The following is a 17,422-nucleotide window of genomic DNA, read 5'->3' as shown; positions in this document are numbered from 1 at the left end:
AGGGAAGTATTTGGCCGGCTACATAGAAGACCGTTGGATCAAGAAGAAGAAGGACCCCGACACCGGCAAGCGGGAACGCACCACCCGCTACGGCAAGGGCTCCCGGTACCGAGTTGCCGGTATCCCTGGTGTCCGGGACAAGTCGTTCGACGTGCTCGAGGACGCCAAAGCGTGGCTGCGAACGGCTGGCACCGACAGCGAACGCGGCGAGTTCGTCGATCCCCGGGACGGCTCCATCACGCTGGACGACTACGTAACACGCTTCTGGCAGACAGGAGTTCGTGGAGCGCCCGGCACGGTCAAACGCATCGACGAACGAGTCCGCCTCCACATCCAACCTCAGTTGGGCACCGTCGCGCTGCGGGACATCAGCCCGGCGGTACTGCGCGGATACATCGCCGCGCTGGAGAAGGAACTCTCGCCGCGATACGCCCGGCAGATCCTCGGCACGCTCTCGAACATCTTCGAGACCGCCATCGACGACAAGCGCCTGGCGCGCAACCCGATGCGGGCCAAGTCCGTGCGGTGGCCCAAGGCGCCGGAGGACCAGCGGGACGCCTGGCCCCTGGAGACCGCACAGCGCGTACGGGATGCGATCAACGCGCGCTACCGCATCGCCGTCGTGCTCGCGCTGGGCTGCGGGCTGCGGCAGGGCGAGGTCTTCGGGTTGTCGCCGGAGGACGTCGACTTCGCCCGTGGAGTCCTGCGTATCCGTCGGCAGGTCCAACTCCTTGGCGGGCGCCTGTACTTCACCTTGCCGAAGGGCGGCAAGACCCGCGTCGTCGATATGCCTCCGTCGGTCGCGGCGGCCCTGGCCCAGTACTTCATGGAGTATCCGGCGGTCGAGGTGGAGCTGCCGTGGGGTGGCCCGGAGCCCGAACGGGAGACGAAGAAGTTCCCGCTCGTCATCACCACGACGTACGGCAACGCCCTTCGCGCGAACATCTTCAACGTCGAGGTGTGGAAGCCGGCCTTGGCAGCCGCCGACGTCATCCCCATGCGGCAGAAAGACGAGCGGTGGAAGGCGTCCCGCAAGGACGGCTTCCACGTGCTCCGGCACACGTACGCCTCGGTCATCCTCGAAGCGGGCGAGTCCGTCGTCACCCTGGCCCGCTGGCTCGGCCATTCGAGCCCGACCATCACCTTGGACTACTACGCCCACTTCATGCCGGAGGCCGGCGGCAAGGGGCGAGGCGCCATCGACGCCCTGATCGGCCAGCCTGCACTGGCCGCGTAGACGTCCTCTCCGCACAACCCACGAAACGGGTGGGCACAGCGATCTGCTGTGCCCACCCGTTTCGGCGTTCCACAAGGGAAGTTGGCTACTCTCCGTGCCGATCAGTGCTGCCAGCCTGCGCTTCAGCGGCGAGGCAACCGCAGGTCAACGCCCGCGATCGCATGAGACCGCGCAGATTGGAGCGCGGCCCATTCTCCCCAGATTCTCCCCAGCGGCCTCGGAGGCACCGTCGGAGCCCGCGATCCGGGCCGCAGTCACTCCCGGGAGCGCCTCCCAGGGCGATTACTCAGAGCCAGTCTTTCCGCTTGAAGATGACGTACAAACTGGTGCACACCACCGCCATCAGTAGGATTGCGAAGGGGTATCCAAGTACCCAGTGCAACTCCGGCATCCGATCGAAGTTCATCCCATAGATCGTCCCGACCAGCGTCGGCGCGAACAAAATCGCCGCCCAAGAAGAGATCTTCTTGATCTCCTCGTTCTGCTCGAACCCCGCCTCCGCCAACGCCCGCATTTCCGCGTTCTGTTGCTGGGTGACCAGGGTCGCGTTCACCGTGAGGATGTCCGTGAGGGCCTGGCGGAAGCCGTCGACCTGTTCGCTGGTGTGGGTGACGTGGTCGGCGACGTCGCGGAGGTAGCGCTGGAGTTCCTCGTCCGTGCCGTACTTCGCGAAGCCCGCCATCAGGCTGTGCAGCATGCCGACCAGGGGACGGGTGGCGCGCTGGAACTCGACCATTTCCCGGGAGAGTTCGTAGATCCGGCGGGAGACCGCCGGGTCGCCGCGGAAGACCTCCGTCTCGATCTCGTCGATGTCGGTCTGGACGCCGGCGACCACGGGCGCGTAGCCGTCGACGACCGCGTCGAGGATCGCGTAGAGCACCGCCTCGGGGCCGAGTTGCAGCAACTCCGGTGATTCCTCCATGCGTTGGCGGACGGCCGAGAGGTCGGGTGCCGCGCCGTGCCGGACCGTGATCACGAAGTCCGGGCCCACGAAGACATGCAGTTCGCCGAAGTCGACCTCCTCCGGTGTGTCCAAGTACCGGGCGGCGCTGAGGACTACGAAGAGCGTGTCGCCGTAGCGTTCCAGTTTCGGGCGCTGGTGGGCCTCCATCGCGTCCTCGACGGCCAGCGGGTGGAGGTCGAACTCGGCGGCCAGGGAGAGGAGTTCGCGTTCCGTGGGGCGGGCGAGGCCGATCCACGCCATGCCGGACGGCTGTTCGCGCAGTTCGCGGAAGGTGTCGGCGAGGGTGTCCGGCGCCGAGACCCGCACCCCGTCCCGGTACAGCGCGGCCTGGACGACGCTGCCCGCGTCGGAGGGTTCGGAGGGGGGTGCGTCGGTGGAGGAGGACGGCGAGGGTTCGGGCGTGGGCGTCGGGGGTGGGGCCGGTGTGCGGCGCCAACCGGACAGCCTGCCGCTCTTGCTGGTCCTGTCGTTTCCGTCGCTCTTGCCGTTCCTGCCGGTCCAGCCGTTCTTCGCGGTGGGGCGGGCGCGTCGCTGGGGCATCGCGGTGCCTCTCGATCGGGCCTGTGTCTGCGTGATCACGGAGCAAGGGCACGAGCAGGATATACGGGGCAAACGACCTCGGCGTGTGATCGGGTCCGGGATTCGGTGAGAGTTGCGGACCGAAGGTGTCCGCAATCGTCGCTAGCGTGCGGAGTGTGACCAAGGAGAAGACCGCGATGGCGAAGAACCCGACCGCTCCCGTACTCGACCTCCGCGCCCTCAACCGCGCCACCCTCGACCGGCAGCTCCTCCTGCGCCGCTCCGCCCTCTCCGCCCATGCCGCCGTCGAGCATCTCCTCGGCCTCCAGGCCCAGAACGTCAAGCCGCCGTACTACGCCCTCGCCGCCCGCCTCGACGGCTTCACGCCCGCGGCGCTCTCCGGGCTGATGGCGGAGCGGGAGGTCGTCCGGATCGTCACCATGCGGTCCACCATCCACACCCACACGGCCGCCGACGCCCTCACCCTGCGCCCACTTGTGCAGGCCGCCCGCGACCGTGAGCTGGGCGCCTTCCGCAAGGGGCTCGTCGGCGTCGACCTGGACCGGCTCGCCGTACTCGCCCGAGAACTCGTCGAGGCCGAGCCGCGCACCATGAAGGCCTTGCGCGAGGCGCTGCTCGTCGAGTGGCCGGACGCCGATCCGCAGGCCCTCGCGATCGCCGCCCGGTGCCGGCTGCCCCTCGTCCAGGTCACCCCGCGCGGGCTGTGGGGGAAGAGCGGTCAGGTCGCGCTCACCACCGTCGAGCACTGGCTCGGCCGGCCCGCCGAACCCGTGCCCACCCCCGACGCGACCGTGCTGCGCTATCTCGCCGCCTTCGGTCCGGCCTCCGTCAAGGACATGCAGACCTGGGCCGGCCTGACCCGGCTGCGCGAGGCCTTCGAGCGGCTGCGCCCGCGACTCATGACCTTCTACGACCCCAACGGCGTCGAACTCTTCGACCTCCCGGACGCGCCCCGCCCCGCCGCCGACACCCCGGCCCCGCCGCGCTTCCTGCCCGAGTTCGACAACCTGCTCCTCTCCCACGCCGACCGCACCCGGGTCGTACCGGCCGAGTACTGGGGCCGCGCCTGGCAGGGCAACGTCGCCCACCGCACGCTCCTCGTCGACGGCTTCCTCGCCGGCGTCTGGAAGATCGAGGACGGAGACGGCCACCTCGTCGTCGAACCCTTCGGTCGGCTGACCAAGGCCCAGCGCGACGCGGTCACCGCCGAAGGGGCGCGGATGCTCGACACCATGCACCCGGGGACGTCGTACGACATCCGGTTCGGGACCGTCGTAGGGGAGTAGGCCGTAGAGGCCGTAGAGGTTCAGTCCGCGCGGCCCGTCACCGCGACCGTCACGCCCAGGCCGATCATCGTGAAGCCGCCCGCGCCGCCGATCAGGGACAGACGGCGGTCGGAGCCGGCGAACCAGGTGCGGGCCGCCGAGGCGGTCAGGCCCCACAGGGTGTCCGTGACCAGGCCGATGGAGATGGGGATCAGGCCGAGCAGGAGCATCTGGAGGGGGACGTTGCCCGCCGAGTGGTTCACGAACTGGGGGAGTACGGCGGCGAAGAACACCACGCCCTTGGGGTTCGTGACGCCGACCAGGGCGCCGTCCAATACCGTGCGGAGGTCGCCTCGCGGTTCCGATGCCTGGTCCGTCCGCATCGCCGAGGCCTTGAGGTCCTTGCGGTGGCGGAAGGCCTGGACCCCGAGGAACACGAGGTAGGCCGCGCCCGCGAGTTTCACCGTCAGGTAGATCGTGACCGAGCGTTCGACGAGTGAGCCGATGCCGAACGCCACCGCCGTCACCAGTAGGTACGAGCCGAAGACGTTGCCGATCGCCGTCGCCACCGCCGTGCGGCGGCCGTGGGCGAGCGCGCGGCCGATGACGAACAGGACGCTCGGCCCCGGGATCACGATCACCAGCAATGACATCGCCGCGAAGGCGAGGAAACGGTCCGTGGACACCATGCTTATCACTCCCATCAGGGCGCTCATTGAAACAGGAGTCCAGGAGCCCCCTCTAGAGTCGAACACATGGAACTGCGGCAGCTCACCTACTTCGTCGCGGTCGCCGAGGAGCTGCACTTCGGGCGGGCCGCCATGGGGGTCCCCCCGCTCGAGCGAAGCCGAGAGTGGGGGAGGCTGCACATCGTGCAGTCGGCGGTCAGTCAGCAAGTCCAGCGGCTGGAGCGGGAGTTGGGCGCCGAACTGTTCGACCGGTCGCCCCGGCGGGTGCGGCTCACGGGGGCGGGGGAGCGGCTGCTGCCCGAGGCGCGGGCGGTGCTGGCCGCAGCCGAGCGGGCCCGTGCCGCCGTCGCCCCGCCGCCGGGGCTGCGGATCGGTACCAGTACCGGGCTCGGCGCGCATCTGGACCGGGTCCTCGGCGCGTTCGCCGAGCGGGCCCCGGACGTGCCCGTCGAACTGTTCTCGCTGCCGGTCGGCGAGCGGCTCGCCCGGGTCGCGGGCGGGCGGCTGGACGCCGCGTTCGTCCGGGCCGTGGAGCCGGTGCCGGGCGTACGGGTGCTGCCCCTGTGGCCCGATCCGCTCGTGGCCGCCGTCCCCGCCTCGCATCCGCTGGCCGGGCGCCCCGAGATCCGGGTCGACGAACTGGCCGCGCTGCCCCTCGCGCTCACCGAGCGCCGGAACAATCCGGCACTGGTCGATCTGGTCGTCGGTGCCTGTCACTCGGCCGGCTTCGAGCCGCTGCCCGGACCGGTGAGCGGGTCACTCCAGGACACCCTCGCCAGCATCGGCACCCGCCCGCTGTGGACCGTCGTCTACGCCTCCCACGCGCGCGTGCTGCACCACCCGCGCGTGGCCTTCGTACCGTTCGCGGTGCCGGGGCTGAGCCTCTCGACGGGCCTGGCCGTGCATGCCACGCGTACGCCCCCGCACCTCGGCAACCTGCTGCTGGCCTGCGGCGATCACGAGAACTGATCGTCGCGTTCGCGAGCTGCTTCTTGGTCGGGGACGGGCGGCACGATGAACTGGACTCACCGAACAGGAGCGCAACTCAAGGGAGTTCAGCATGCCCATCGTGACCATCCAGCAGGGACCGCGTGACGTCGAGCTGAAGCGGGACCTCGTCAAGCGGGTCACCGACGCGTTCGTCGACGCGTACAAGATCCCCGCCGAGACCGTGCAGGTCTGGATCCACGAGGTGCCCGCCGACAGCTGGGGAGCGGCGGGGCAGCTCATCGCCGACAAGTAGCCGGACCACTTGTCCCGCACATGGATAGGGTGCGTTGCGGGCTGCTCGTGGAAGCCCGCAACGCACCCTGGTTTTTCCCTGAGGTGTACTCAGGAGACCTTCCGGGTTACGAGTTGACCTGTGTGGTCACCAGGCTGGAGAACGTGGTCAGCCGGGTGTAGACACCCGGGTAACCCGCCTCGGCACAGCCCTCGCCCCAAGAAGTGATCCCTGCCAGGACGCCCCCGATGAGCAGGGGACCGCCGCTGTCGCCCTGGCAGGTGTCTACGCCGCCGGATGTGTATCCGGCGCAAACCATGTCGGACGCGATGAAGTCCGAACCGTAGGAGCTCTTGCAGCTGGTGTCGGACACGATCGGCACGGTCGCCGTCCGCAGCTGGTTGGAGGAGCTGCCGTTCTCCGAGGTGGTGCCCCAGCCGAGGATGCGGGCGGTGGTGCCGGCCGCGTACACGCTGGTCTGTGAGGAGGAGACGTACGACGCCGTGGTGTACGGCATCGAGGTCGAGAGGGTCAGCACCGCCACGTCGTCACCGTTGGTGGCGTCCGTGTAGCTGGGGTTGATCCAGATCTTGCTGACCTTGCTGACGGTGCCGTTCGTACCGTTGAGGTACGTACGGCCGCCGACCACGCGGACGCTGCTGGTGGTCTCGCCGACCATACAGTGAGCCGCGGTGATCACCTTGGTGGCGGAGACGAGCGTGCCGCCGCAGAACTGGTTCTGCGAGGCGTCCGTGATCTGCATGACGAACGGGTACGACGTCGTGGTGGTCGTGGTGCCGCCGACGATGGGCTGGGGGGCTGCCACAGCGGTGGGGGCGCTGAGCAGTGCGGTCGCTGCGGCAGCGGCGGCTGCTGCGAGGACTGCGGTGGATCTCTTGGCGCGGTTGAGCCCGAACATGAGTCTCCTCATTAGGGTTGCCGGTGGGGGGTCGCGCGGGTGTGGGGGTGTGCAACGGGGGTCGCGGGACCGACCCCCGTATGCCCGGGCGAGCGGCACACCCATAAGCTAGAACCAGGCACACCCTGCTCCCAATGAGGGAACCCCCTAGGGGAGTTGGGCAGGGAAAACCCTCGGTCGCCGCACAGTTAACCCGTAGGGTCCTCAGTTCGGACGGCGCCCCGCCGCCAGTCGGACGATATCCACCCGCGAGCGGATCCCCAGCTTCCGGTAGACCCGGGTCAGAGTCGCCTCGACCGTCTTGACGCTGATGAACAGCCGGGCGGCGATCTCCCGGTTGGTGGCGCCCTCCATGACCAGCGCGGCGACCTGACGCTCCATCGAGGCCAGCCCGTCGAGTCCGTCCAGCGCGGGCGGCGCGGGGGTGGCCGCGGGCGCCGGCTCCGGCGGGCGGGTGACGGCGGCCTCGTCCACCTGGCGCAGCCAGGGCAGGGCACGGCAGCGGCGGAAGAGGCGGGTCGCCTCGTCGTACGACGTGGGGCCGGGCTGTCCGGTGCGCAGCGACGCCAGCGCGAAGGCCGCGCGGGCCTCCTCCAGGCCGTAGCCGAGCTTGGCGAGCCGGTCCTGAACGGACGTCAGTTGTGCCACGGCGGCGTCGTGTTCGCCGCGGGCCGCGCGCACCAGGGCCTCGGCGCGGTCGAGTACGGCGAGGACGCTCTCGCGGCCGAGCCGCAGGGCGCGTTCGCGGGTCACGTCGATGACGTCCTGGGCCTCGGCGGTCTCGCCGATCCGCACGAGGGCCTCGGCGAGGTCGCCGTGCCAGCGTCCGCGCGCCGGGTCGGTCACCTTGAGGGCCTGCTCCAGTTCGCGGACCCGGCGCAGCGAGCGGACGCTCCCGTGGGCGTCCCCGGCGACCAACTGGGCGTATCCCAGGGCACCGAGGGCCCGGGACAGATACATCTGGTCGCCGTCCTCCTGGGCGTGCTCGACCGCCTCCCGGGCGAGAGCGAGCGCCTCCTCGACGTCACCGCCGGAGGCCTCGGCGAGCGCGGTGAGCATCGCGGACGCGGTCTGGCCGATACCGGAGTCGCGGGCCAGTCGCAGGCCCTCGCGGGCCAGGTCGAGGGCGCGACCGCAGTGCCCGGAGCGCAGTTCGGTCTCGGCGAAGCCGCGCAGGAAGTGCACCTCGCTCTCCACCGAGCCGCGTCGCCGCACCTCGCGCAGCAGCGCGGTGATGGTGGCGCGGGCCTCCGGCAGCTGATCGCTCATCACCAGCCAGCGGAACCGGGCCGAACCGGCGCCGTTGTGATGGCAGGCCACCCTCGGGTCCTGGGGTTCCTTCAGCGCGCGCTTGATGGTGAGCGGTGCGTCCGGATGGCCCATCAGGGTCTCGGCCTGGGCCTGGAAGGAGAGGGCGAGGAGTTCGGTGCGCCGGTCGCCGGCGAGCGCGGCGAGTTCGGCCGAGCGCGCGGTCTCCGCCCGGGCCTCGGCGAAGTCGCCCTCCACCAGCAGGGCGCGCCACGCCAGTTGGTAGCGGACCAGGGCGAGCAGCCGGGGGTCGTCGCCCGCGTCGGCGAGGGCCTGCGGGAAGACGGCGTCGACGTCCGCCATGGAGTGGCCGGCCGTGTCGATCACGATGATCCAGGCCCGCACCCGCTCGGCGGGCACCGAGGTCCGGGTCAGCACCTCGCGCGCGATGTCCCGGGCGAGGTCCAGCTCGCCCGCGGTGATCGCGTCCTCGGAGGCCTGCAACCGCCGCTCATCGGGGCCCGGCACGCTGTCGCCCGGGGTGTGCCGGGCGGCCAGCAGCCCGAGGGAGGCGGCGACCGAGGGCGCCCCGCGGTCACGGGCCAGGGTGGCGGCCTCGGCGAGCCGGGCCGCGACCTCCGGGTCGGTGCCGGTGGTCGCGAGGGCCAGGTGCCGGGCGCGCTCGATGGGGTCGGATGCGGCGGTGGACAGGGCGGCGTGCGCGGCCCGCCGCTCCTGGGCGGGGGCCTCCGCGTACAGCGCGGCGGAGATCAGCGGGTGCGCGAACCGTACGGCGGGACCCTCGGGTTCCGTTGCCAGCAGGCCGAGTTCGGCGGCCTGGGCGGTCTCGGCCTCGGCGTTCTCGCGGCCGGCCGTCTGGAGCAGGGCCACGGTCGGGCGGGCGCCGGCGCTGGCGACCAGCAGGGTGCGGCGGGCCTCGGCGGGCAGCATGTCGAGCCGGCTCAGCACCAACGCGCGTAGTGACGTCGGCACGGGGAGCGGCTCGCCGGGTCTGGGTGGGGTGGGGTTCTCGGCGAGGGCGCGGCCCAGCTCCAGCGCGAACAGCGGGTTGCCGCCGCTGGTGCGGTGGATCTCGCGGACCGTGGAGCGGGGCAGTCCGGTGTAGCCGCGGTCGTCGAGCAGCGCGGAGACCTGTGCCCGGGAGAGCGGGCTGAGCCGGAAGGCGAGGGTGTCCGGCGGCGAGGCGTTCAGATAGCGGTCGTACTCCTGGCCCTCGGTGCGCACCGCGAAGATCATCTGCACCTGGGTGTCGCCGAGGCGGCGGGCGGCGAAGCCGAGAAGCTCCGCGCTGGCCGGGTCCAGCCACTGGAGGTCGTCGGCCACGACGAGGACCGGGCCGTCGGCGGCGAGTGCGCGCAGCGCGGACAGGACGGCGAGGCGCAGCGCGAGTCCGTCGCGCTGGAGGGAGGACTCGCCGCGTCCGGTGAGCGCGGATTCCAGTGCCGTGCGCTGGGCGGCGGGCAGCCGCTCGGACACCTCGTCGAGGACCAGACCGAGGAGGTCGGCGAGGGCCAGGAAGGGGAGGTGCGATTCGGACTCCGTGGCCGAGCAGCGCAACACGGTCCGCGCCGAGTCGCCGTATTCCGCGCTCAGCGCCCGCAGGACGGTCGACTTTCCTATTCCGGCGGGGCCGTGGAGCAGCACACTGCCACCGCCGGCGAGCTGGTCACGGGCGGCGTTGAACATCTCCTCCCGGCCGATGACCAGGTCGGGGCGGCATCTGGCAGGCTCCTTGAAGTCCCGTCGCACGGTCACCGCTCCCCTCGTGTCGTGTCCGGGCCAATATTAGGCAATCAGTCCTTGAAATTCGGATGGACGGGGTCGTGAGGGAAATAACAACCGTGTGACAGGAGGAAATTCAAAGCTCCGATGAATGAATAGACGGCCCTCACCGGAGCCGGTCCCCGGGCCCGCACCCGGGCCCGTCTCATGGCAGCACCCCCGCCCGCCGGGCCGCCACCACGGCCTCCCCGCGGGTGTGCGCGCCCAGCTTCCGCATCGCCGAGCGCAGATACCCCTTCACCGTCTCCGGCCGCAGCCCGAGCCGTTCCGCCGCCACCGCGTTCGTCGCCCCGGCCGCCACACACGCCAGTACGTCCAGTTCCCGGGGCGCCAGCTCCACGTCCCCGGTGGCCGCGTCGGCCGTCAACAGGCCGCAGGCGTCCAGGAGTTCGGCCCGCAGCACCGGGTCCGGGATGCGCGGGGCCAGCGCCCGCAGCGCCGCGTGCGCCTCCCGCACCTGCTCCCACACCGTGCTCGCCGCCGGGTCGGGGGACGGTGCCGGACGCGCCGCGCTCAGCAGCTCCCCCACCTCCTCCCGGACCACCAGCGCCTGCTCGACATCCCGGGCCGCCGCCATCGCCGCGCTCAGCATCCGGTCGCCCAACGGCTGGGCGGTGCGCAGCGCGCCGTAGAGGACACCGCGCACCCGGCGTCGTACGACGACCGGGACCGCGAGGATCGCGCGCAGGCCCTCGGCGGCCACCGGGGCGTCGTACTCGTGGCTGATCTGGCGGGAGGCGGAGTAGTCCAGGACCGCGCACGGGCGGGCGAGGGCGACGGCCTTGCCGCCGAGACCGTTGCCCGAGTTCACCGCGAGGGCGCGCAACGACGGGGTCAGCGTGCCGCTCAGTTCGCTGATGCGCATCTGCTGCCGGCCGCTCTCCACCAGGCCGCCGAAGGCGACGGGCAGTCCCGTGCCGCGCCGGAGCCGTACCAGTGCCGCCTGAATCTCCACCATCCCCGCCGCGTCCGTCGCCACCCGCTTGCCCCTTCGTTGCGGCCGTTCCGCTGCACACACCCCCGTACGGGGGTAGTGAGACCCACATCACGGATTACACGATGTCAGAGAGCCGCCCGGCAATGGTCCGGTTACTAGGAGGACAGATGACTACGGCAAGCGAGTCGTTCCGTAGTGCGCGGGATTTCCTGTTGGCACATCGCGAGGACTATGCCACGGCCTACGAGGGTTTCTCCTGGCCCCGGCCCGACCACTTCAACTGGGCGCTCGACTGGTTCGACGTCATCGCGTACGGCAACGCCCGCACCGCGCTGCACATCGTCGAGGAGGACGGCCGCGAGACCCAGCTGTCCTTCGGCGAGCTGTCCGTCCGCTCCGACCAGGCCGCCCACTGGCTGCGCACCCGGGGCGTCCGCGCCGAGGACCGGATCCTGGTCATGCTCGGCAACCAGGTCGAACTGTGGATCACCGCTCTGGCCGCGATGAAGCTCGGCGCCGTCGTCATCCCCGCCACCCCGCTGCTGGGCCCCGCCGACCTGCGCGACCGCGTCGAGCGCGGCCGGGTCCGGCATGTCATCGTGCGCTCCGAGGACGCCGGCAAGTTCGACGAGGTGCCCGGCGACTACACCCGCATCGCCGTCGGCGCGGAACGGCCCGGCTGGCTGGACTTCGAGGAGGTCTACGACACCTCCGCCTCCCTCTTCGTACGGGACCCCGAACCGACCCGGGCCGACGACCCGCTGATGCTCTACTTCACCTCGGGCACCACCGCCCGCCCCAAGCTGGTCGAGCACACCCACACCTCGTACCCGATCGGCCACCTGGCCACCATGTACTGGATCGGGCTCCGGCCCGGCGACGTGCACCTCAACATCTCCTCGCCCGGCTGGGCCAAGCACGCCTGGTCGAACCTCTTCGCGCCCTGGAACGCCGAGGCGACCGTCTTCATCCACAACTACACGCGCTTCGACCCGGTCCGGCTGATGGCCGAGATGGACCGCGCGGGCGTCACCACCTTCTGCGCCCCGCCGACCGTGTGGCGGATGCTCATCCAGGCCGACCTGACCCAGCTGCGCACCCCGCCCCGCGAGGCGCTGGCCGCCGGAGAACCCCTGAACCCCGAGGTCATCGAGCAGGTCCGGCGGGCCTGGGGCGTCACCATCCGGGACGGGTTCGGACAGACCGAGACCGCCGTCCAGGTCTCCAACAGCCCCGGCCAGCCGCTGAAGACGGGTTCGATGGGACGGCCGAGTCCGGGGTACCGGGTGGAGCTGCTCGATCCGGTGTCGGGCGCGCCGGGCGCGACCGAGGGCGAGATCGCCCTCGACCTGTCAGACCCGCCGGTGGGCCTGATGACCGGCTACCACGGAGACCCGGACCGTACGGCGGAGGCGATGGCCGGCGGCTACTACCGCACCGGCGACATCGGCTCCCGCGACGAGGACGGCTACATCACCTACGTCGGCCGGTCCGACGACGTCTTCAAGGCCTCCGACTACAAGATCTCCCCGTTCGAGCTGGAGAGCGCCCTGCTGGAGCACGAGGCGGTGGCCGAGGCCGCCGTGGTGCCCGCGCCGGACGAACTGCGGCTCGCCGTGCCGAAGGCGTACGTCGTGCTCGCGGCGGGCTGGGAGCCGGGGCCCGACACCGCGAAGGTGCTGTTCGAGCACTCGCGCCAGGTCCTCGCCCCGTACAAGCGCATCCGGCGGCTGGAGTTCGCCGAGCTGCCCAAGACCGTCTCCGGCAAGATCCGCCGGATCGAACTGCGCGAGGCGACGGCCGCGGGGTCGGCCGCCGAGTACCGCGAGGAGGACTTCCGATGAACGCGCCCATGAACCCGCCGACGAACTCGTACAGCCATGGCACCAGCGGGACTTCACTCCTCGGCGACACCGTCGGCGCCAACCTCGACCGGGCGGTCGCCGCCTGGCCCGACCGCGAGGCGCTCGTCGACGTACCGTCCGGGCGGCGCTGGACCTACGGCCAATTCGCCGCCGACATCGACCGGTTGGCGTGCGCGCTCCTCGCGAGCGGGGTGGCGAAGGGCGACCGGGTCGGGATCTGGGCGATCAACTGCCCGGAGTGGGTGCTCGTCCAGTACGCCACCGCCCGCATCGGCGCGGTCATGGTGAACATCAACCCGGCCTACCGCACCCACGAGGTCGAGTACGTTCTCCAACAGGCGGGCATCTCGGTCCTGTTCTCCTCGGTCGCCCACAAGAGCAGCGACTACCGGGCGATGGTCGACCAAGTGCGGGGCAAGTGCCCGGAGTTGCGTGAGGTCGTGTACATCGGCGACCCGAGCTGGGACGCGCTGCTGAGCCGTGGCACAGGTGACGAGCCGTACCCGGAACTCTCCTGTGACGACCCCATCAACATCCAGTACACCTCGGGCACGACCGGCTTCCCCAAGGGCGCCACCCTCTCCCACCACAACATCCTCAACAACGGTTATTTCGTCGGCGAGTTGATCACCTACACCGAGCAGGACCGGGTCTGCGTCCCGGTGCCCTTCTACCACTGCTTCGGCATGGTGATGGGCAACCTGGCGGCGACCTCGCACGGCGCGTGCATCGTCATCCCGGCCCCGTCCTTCGACCCGGCGGCGACGCTGAAGGCCGTACAGCAGGAGCGGTGCACGTCGCTCTACGGCGTACCGACCATGTTCATCGCGGAGTTGAACCTCCCGGGTTTCGCGTCGTACGACCTCTCGTCCCTCCGCACGGGCATCATGGCGGGCTCGCCGTGCCCGGTCGAGGTGATGAAACGGGTGGTCGCCGAGATGCACATGGCGGAGGTGTCCATCTGTTACGGCATGACGGAGACGTCCCCGGTCTCGCTCCAGACGCGGCGGGAGGACGACCTGGAACACCGCACGGGCACGGTCGGGCGGGTGCTGCCCCACCTGGAGGTCAAGGTCGTCGACCCGGCCACCGGTGTCACCCAACCACGGGGCACCGCGGGCGAGTTGTGCACCCGCGGCTACAGCGTGATGCTCGGCTACTGGAACGAGCCGGAGAAGACCGCCGAGGCGATCGACGCGGGCCGCTGGATGCACACGGGTGACCTCGCGATGATGCGCGAGGACGGCTACGTCGAGATCGTCGGCCGCATCAAGGACATGATCATCCGGGGCGGCGAGAACATCTACCCGCGCGAGATCGAGGAGTTCCTCTACACCCACCCGAGGATCGCCGACGTCCAGGTGGTCGGGGTACCCCATGAGCGCTACGGCGAGGAGGTGCTGGCCTGCGTCATCCCACGCGACCCGGCCGCCCCGCCGACCCTGGAGGAACTCCGCGCCTTCTGCGAGGACAGGCTCGCCCACTACAAGATCCCGACCCTGCTCCAGATCATGGACACCTTCCCGATGACGGTCTCGGGAAAGGTACGGAAGATCGAACTGCGGGAGCGGGCGGTACGGGACAGCCGACCTGGGGCCGACTCCTCGAACTAGCCCGGAGCCGGCGGTCCGCGGCGGGTTCTCGTGACGCCGCCCCGGCCGCGTGGCCCTGGACTCCGCCCCCGGACCGTTCCGCAGCCGGTTCCCCTGGGTCCGGCCGTCGGTTGCCGCGAGTCGCCGCGGCTGTGGAACTGACCCCGTGCCGCGTCGAGTTGGCCGGTCCGGTCGCTCACCGGCCGGGGTGTCCGGGAGGGTCCTGTGGGTGAATCGGCGATCCGCCGTGGGTTTTCGTGGCGTTGCTCCGGTTGCGTGGCCCTGGGCTCCGCCCCTGGACTGTTCCGCAGCCCGGCCGCCGGGGTCGGGCCGTCGGCTGCGGCGAGTCACCGCGTAGCGGCCGTGGTCGTCGCGGCCGTCGAACTAACCTCCCGCCGCGTCGAGTTGGTCCGCCGGTTCGTTCATCGGCTGGGGCGTGCCCGTGAGGTCGAGGACGAAGAGGGGGACGCCGAGGGCGTCGGCGCGGACTCGGGCGTCGTCGGCGTAGCCGGCCAGGGAGAAGTAGACGCAGCCCGTGGACTCCGTCATCGCCGTCAGCCACAGGCACTCCACGTCCCGGAGTGAGGCGGGGCGCACGGTGGGGTCCACCTGCGCCAGGATGCCGCGGGCGGCCAGGCCGATGCCCGACGGGGGCCGCTGGTCGGCGCGGCGGATGTCCCGGTAGCCGAGCCAGCGCAGATAGAGCGCGGCGGCCGTGACCGCGTCGCGCGCGGTGCGGATCGTGACGGGCTGGAACGCGGGCCGGTCCCGCGCGCCGGTGTCGACCATGGCGACGCTCGCGGCCGGTTGCGCCGGCGGCTCCTCCCCGGCGACGGGAATCCGCAGCAGCGTCCCGCACGGGCAGCCCAGCTCCGGGTACGGCCACTCGTCCAGACGCCCACAGGCCTCGCAGCGCACCGCGATCCAGTCCTCGTCCCAGACCCGGTGGCTCACGACTGTCGCCGTGCCGCGCGGATCGAGCGGCGGGGCCACGGGGGCACCGCAGACGCAGGGATAGGACGGCGCGGCATAGACGTGCTCACGTCGGCAGGCCGGACAGCGCACCGGCACGCTCTCGGACATGCGCCCCATCGTCCTCCTGGAAACCCCTGCTTGTCCGTCTCTTGACGGCCTTCGTGCCTCCACTTACATTTCTTCCAGATAGTAGAATTTGGATTCCGCGATGCGGAAGTAAGCGGAAGTAAGTATCGAACTCGATGCGGAACCACTCACCGCGGGGCGCGACGGTGACGCGAATCCGACAGCCGAAGCAGGAGTACTCCATGGCTCGTATGACCGCTGCCCGCGCGGCAGTCGAGATCCTCAAGCGCGAGGGCGTCAGCGACGCGTTCGGCGTCCCCGGCGCGGCGATCAACCCCTTCTACGCCGCCCTCAAGGCCGCCGGCGGCATCCACCACACCCTCGCCCGCCATGTCGAGGGCGCCTCGCACATGGCCGAGGGCTACACCCGCACCCGCCCCGGCAACATCGGTGTCTGCATCGGCACCTCGGGCCCGGCCGGCACCGACATGATCACCGGCCTCTACTCCGCGACCGGCGACTCCGTCCCGATCCTCTGCGTCACGGGCCAGGCTCCGACCTCCGTGATCCACAAGGAGGACTTCCAGGCCGTCGACATCGCCTCCATCGCGGGACCGGTGACGAAGATGGCGGTCACCGTCCTGGAGGCGGCCCAGGTCCCCGGCGTCTTCCAGCAGGCCTTCCACCTCATGCGCTCGGGCCGTCCCGGCCCGGTCCTCGTCGACCTGCCGATCGACGTCCAGCTCACCGAGATCGAGTTCGACCCGGAGACGTACGAGCCGCTGCCGGTCTACAAACCGGCCGCGACCCGCGCCCAGATCGAGAAGGCGATCGGGATGCTGAACGCCTCCTCGCGCCCGCTGATCGTCGCAGGCGGCGGTGTCATCAACGCCGACGCGGCCGAACTCCTCGTCGAGTTCGCCGAGTTGACCGGTACCCCGGTCGTCCCCACCCTGATGGGCTGGGGCGCCCTGCCCGACGACCACGAGCTGAACGCCGGCATGGTCGGCCTCCAGACCTCGCACCGCTACGGCAACGCGACCTTCCTGGAGTCCGACTTCGTCCTCGGCATCGGCAACCGCTGGGCCAACCGCCACACCGGCAAACTGGACGTCTACACCGCCGGACGCACCTTCGTCCACGTCGACATCGAGCCCACCCAGATCGGCCGGATCTTCGCCCCCGACTACGGCATCGCCTCCGACGCGAAGGCGGCGCTGGAGCTTTTCGTGGACGTGGCAAGGGAGTTGAAGGCCGCGGGCAGCCTGCCCGACCGCTCCGCCTGGGCCGCCTCGGCACAGGAGAAGAGGTCGACTCTCCAGCGCCGTACGCACTTCGACGACATCCCGATCAAACCGCAGCGCGTCTACGAGGAGATGAACAAGGCCTTCGGCCCGGAGACCCGGTACGTCTCCACGATCGGCCTCTCGCAGATCGCCGGCGCCCAGATGCTGCACGTCTACCGTCCCCGCCACTGGATCAACTGCGGCCAGGCGGGCCCCCTCGGCTGGACGATCCCGGCCGCGCTGGGCGTCGCCAAGGCCGACCCCGAGGCGTCCGTTGTCGCGCTCTCCGGCGACTACGACTTCCAGTTCATGATCGAGGAACTGGCGGTCGGCGCCCAGCACCGCATCCCGTACGTCCATGTCCTGGTGAACAACGCCTACTTGGGCCTCATCCGGCAGGCGCAGCTCGGCCTGGACATCAACTTCCAGGTCAATCTGGAATTTGAGAACATCAACTCTCCGGAGCTGGGCGTCTACGGCGTCGACCACGTCAAGGTCGTCGAGGGCCTGGGCTGCAAGGCGATCCGGGTCACCGACCCCGCCGACCTCGGCACCGCCTTCGAACAGGCGAAGAAGCTCGCCGCGGAGTTCCGCGTGCCGGTCGTCGTCGAGGCGATCCTGGAGCGCGTCACCAACATCTCGATGAGCCGGACGAACGACATCGGCGAGGTGGTGGAGTTCGAGGAGATCGCGACGGAGCCGGGGCATGCGCCGACGTCGATCAGGACGCTGAAGGTCTGAGACCGCGGGAGGAGCAGAGGGGGCCGTCCTTGAGGGACGGCCCCCTCTGTTTTGCTTCGGGCTGTGTCGGTTG

At 70.5% G+C, this 17,422-nt stretch carries 13 protein-coding genes; 7 read left to right on the top strand and 6 right to left on the bottom strand.

The genetic code is table 11. The features are described 5' to 3' along the window. Positions 1 to 10: 10 nt before the first annotated feature. Positions 11 to 1,237 carry a tyrosine-type recombinase/integrase gene (locus ACIBJH_RS16985; RefSeq protein WP_399117627.1) on the top strand — a complete coding sequence of 409 codons (1,227 nt, stop codon included), beginning with the start codon at positions 11 to 13 and terminating at the stop codon, positions 1,235 to 1,237. Positions 1,238 to 1,523: 286 nt separating this feature from the next. Here the strand turns inward: ACIBJH_RS16985 and ACIBJH_RS16980 are convergent, their stop codons facing one another. Then, positions 1,524 to 2,741 carry a magnesium and cobalt transport protein CorA gene (locus tag ACIBJH_RS16980; protein ID WP_399117626.1) on the bottom strand — a complete coding sequence of 406 codons (1,218 nt, stop codon included), beginning with the start codon at positions 2,739 to 2,741 and terminating at the stop codon, positions 1,524 to 1,526. Positions 2,742 to 2,917: 176 nt separating this feature from the next. On the opposite strand from ACIBJH_RS16980, the gene ACIBJH_RS16975 reads away from it, so the two are divergent. Beyond that, positions 2,918 to 4,027, top strand: coding sequence for a winged helix DNA-binding domain-containing protein (locus ACIBJH_RS16975; protein ID WP_399117816.1), 1,110 nt, complete (start codon positions 2,918 to 2,920; stop codon positions 4,025 to 4,027). 20 nt (positions 4,028 to 4,047) lie between these two features. Here ACIBJH_RS16975 and ACIBJH_RS16970 read toward each other — a convergent pair whose 3' ends face one another. Then, positions 4,048 to 4,695: a LysE family translocator gene (locus ACIBJH_RS16970; protein WP_399117625.1), complete on the bottom strand. Its 648-nt coding sequence runs from the start codon at positions 4,693 to 4,695 to the stop codon at positions 4,048 to 4,050. Positions 4,696 to 4,761: 66 nt separating this feature from the next. On the opposite strand from ACIBJH_RS16970, the gene ACIBJH_RS16965 reads away from it, so the two are divergent. Both ACIBJH_RS16965 and dmpI read left to right on the top strand, forming a co-directional pair. Then, positions 4,762 to 5,664, top strand: coding sequence for a LysR family transcriptional regulator (locus ACIBJH_RS16965; protein WP_399117624.1), 903 nt, complete (start codon positions 4,762 to 4,764; stop codon positions 5,662 to 5,664). Positions 5,665 to 5,755: 91 nt separating this feature from the next. Then, on the top strand, positions 5,756 to 5,938 hold the full coding sequence (gene dmpI, locus ACIBJH_RS16960) for a 4-oxalocrotonate tautomerase DmpI (protein ID WP_200717528.1): 183 nt from the start codon (positions 5,756 to 5,758) through the stop codon (positions 5,936 to 5,938). Between the two features lie 106 nt (positions 5,939 to 6,044). On the opposite strand, the gene ACIBJH_RS16955 is transcribed toward dmpI, so the two are convergent. From ACIBJH_RS16955 to ACIBJH_RS16945, 3 genes are all read right to left on the bottom strand, one after another. Continuing rightward, entirely contained in the window at positions 6,045 to 6,836 is a 792-nt protein-coding gene (locus ACIBJH_RS16955; RefSeq protein WP_399117623.1) for a S1 family peptidase, read from the bottom strand. A gap of 204 nt (positions 6,837 to 7,040) precedes the next feature. Next, positions 7,041 to 9,860 carry an ATP-binding protein gene (locus ACIBJH_RS16950; RefSeq protein WP_399117622.1) on the bottom strand — a complete coding sequence of 940 codons (2,820 nt, stop codon included), beginning with the start codon at positions 9,858 to 9,860 and terminating at the stop codon, positions 7,041 to 7,043. A 172-nt stretch (positions 9,861 to 10,032) separates the two neighbouring features. Beyond that, positions 10,033 to 10,866, bottom strand: coding sequence for a response regulator transcription factor (locus tag ACIBJH_RS16945; protein ID WP_399117621.1), 834 nt, complete (start codon positions 10,864 to 10,866; stop codon positions 10,033 to 10,035). A 125-nt stretch (positions 10,867 to 10,991) separates the two neighbouring features. Here ACIBJH_RS16945 and ACIBJH_RS16940 point away from each other — a divergent pair, with 125 nt between their 5' ends. Next, a complete protein-coding gene (locus ACIBJH_RS16940; protein WP_399117620.1) occupies positions 10,992 to 12,668 on the top strand; it encodes an AMP-binding protein in 1,677 nt (558 codons plus the stop codon). Continuing rightward, positions 12,665 to 14,302: an AMP-binding protein gene (locus ACIBJH_RS16935; RefSeq protein WP_399117619.1), complete on the top strand. Its 1,638-nt coding sequence runs from the start codon at positions 12,665 to 12,667 to the stop codon at positions 14,300 to 14,302. Before ACIBJH_RS16940 ends, ACIBJH_RS16935 begins: the two co-directional genes overlap by 4 nt. A gap of 363 nt (positions 14,303 to 14,665) precedes the next feature. Here ACIBJH_RS16935 and ACIBJH_RS16930 read toward each other — a convergent pair whose 3' ends face one another. Continuing rightward, positions 14,666 to 15,373 (bottom strand): hypothetical protein, encoded by a 708-nt coding sequence (locus tag ACIBJH_RS16930; protein ID WP_399117618.1) that lies wholly within the window; start codon positions 15,371 to 15,373, stop codon positions 14,666 to 14,668. Positions 15,374 to 15,564: 191 nt separating this feature from the next. On the opposite strand from ACIBJH_RS16930, the gene gcl reads away from it, so the two are divergent. Next, positions 15,565 to 17,349 carry a glyoxylate carboligase gene (gene gcl / locus ACIBJH_RS16925; protein WP_399117617.1) on the top strand — a complete coding sequence of 595 codons (1,785 nt, stop codon included), beginning with the start codon at positions 15,565 to 15,567 and terminating at the stop codon, positions 17,347 to 17,349. Positions 17,350 to 17,422: the final 73 nt, after the last annotated feature.

The sequence above is a fragment of the Streptomyces sp. NPDC050548 genome (genome assembly GCF_044457385.1).
In the GTDB taxonomy this organism is placed as follows: domain Bacteria; phylum Actinomycetota; class Actinomycetes; order Streptomycetales; family Streptomycetaceae; genus Streptomyces.
Note: the sequence above shows the minus strand (reverse complement) of the source record. Positions and strands in the feature narration are given on the sequence as shown.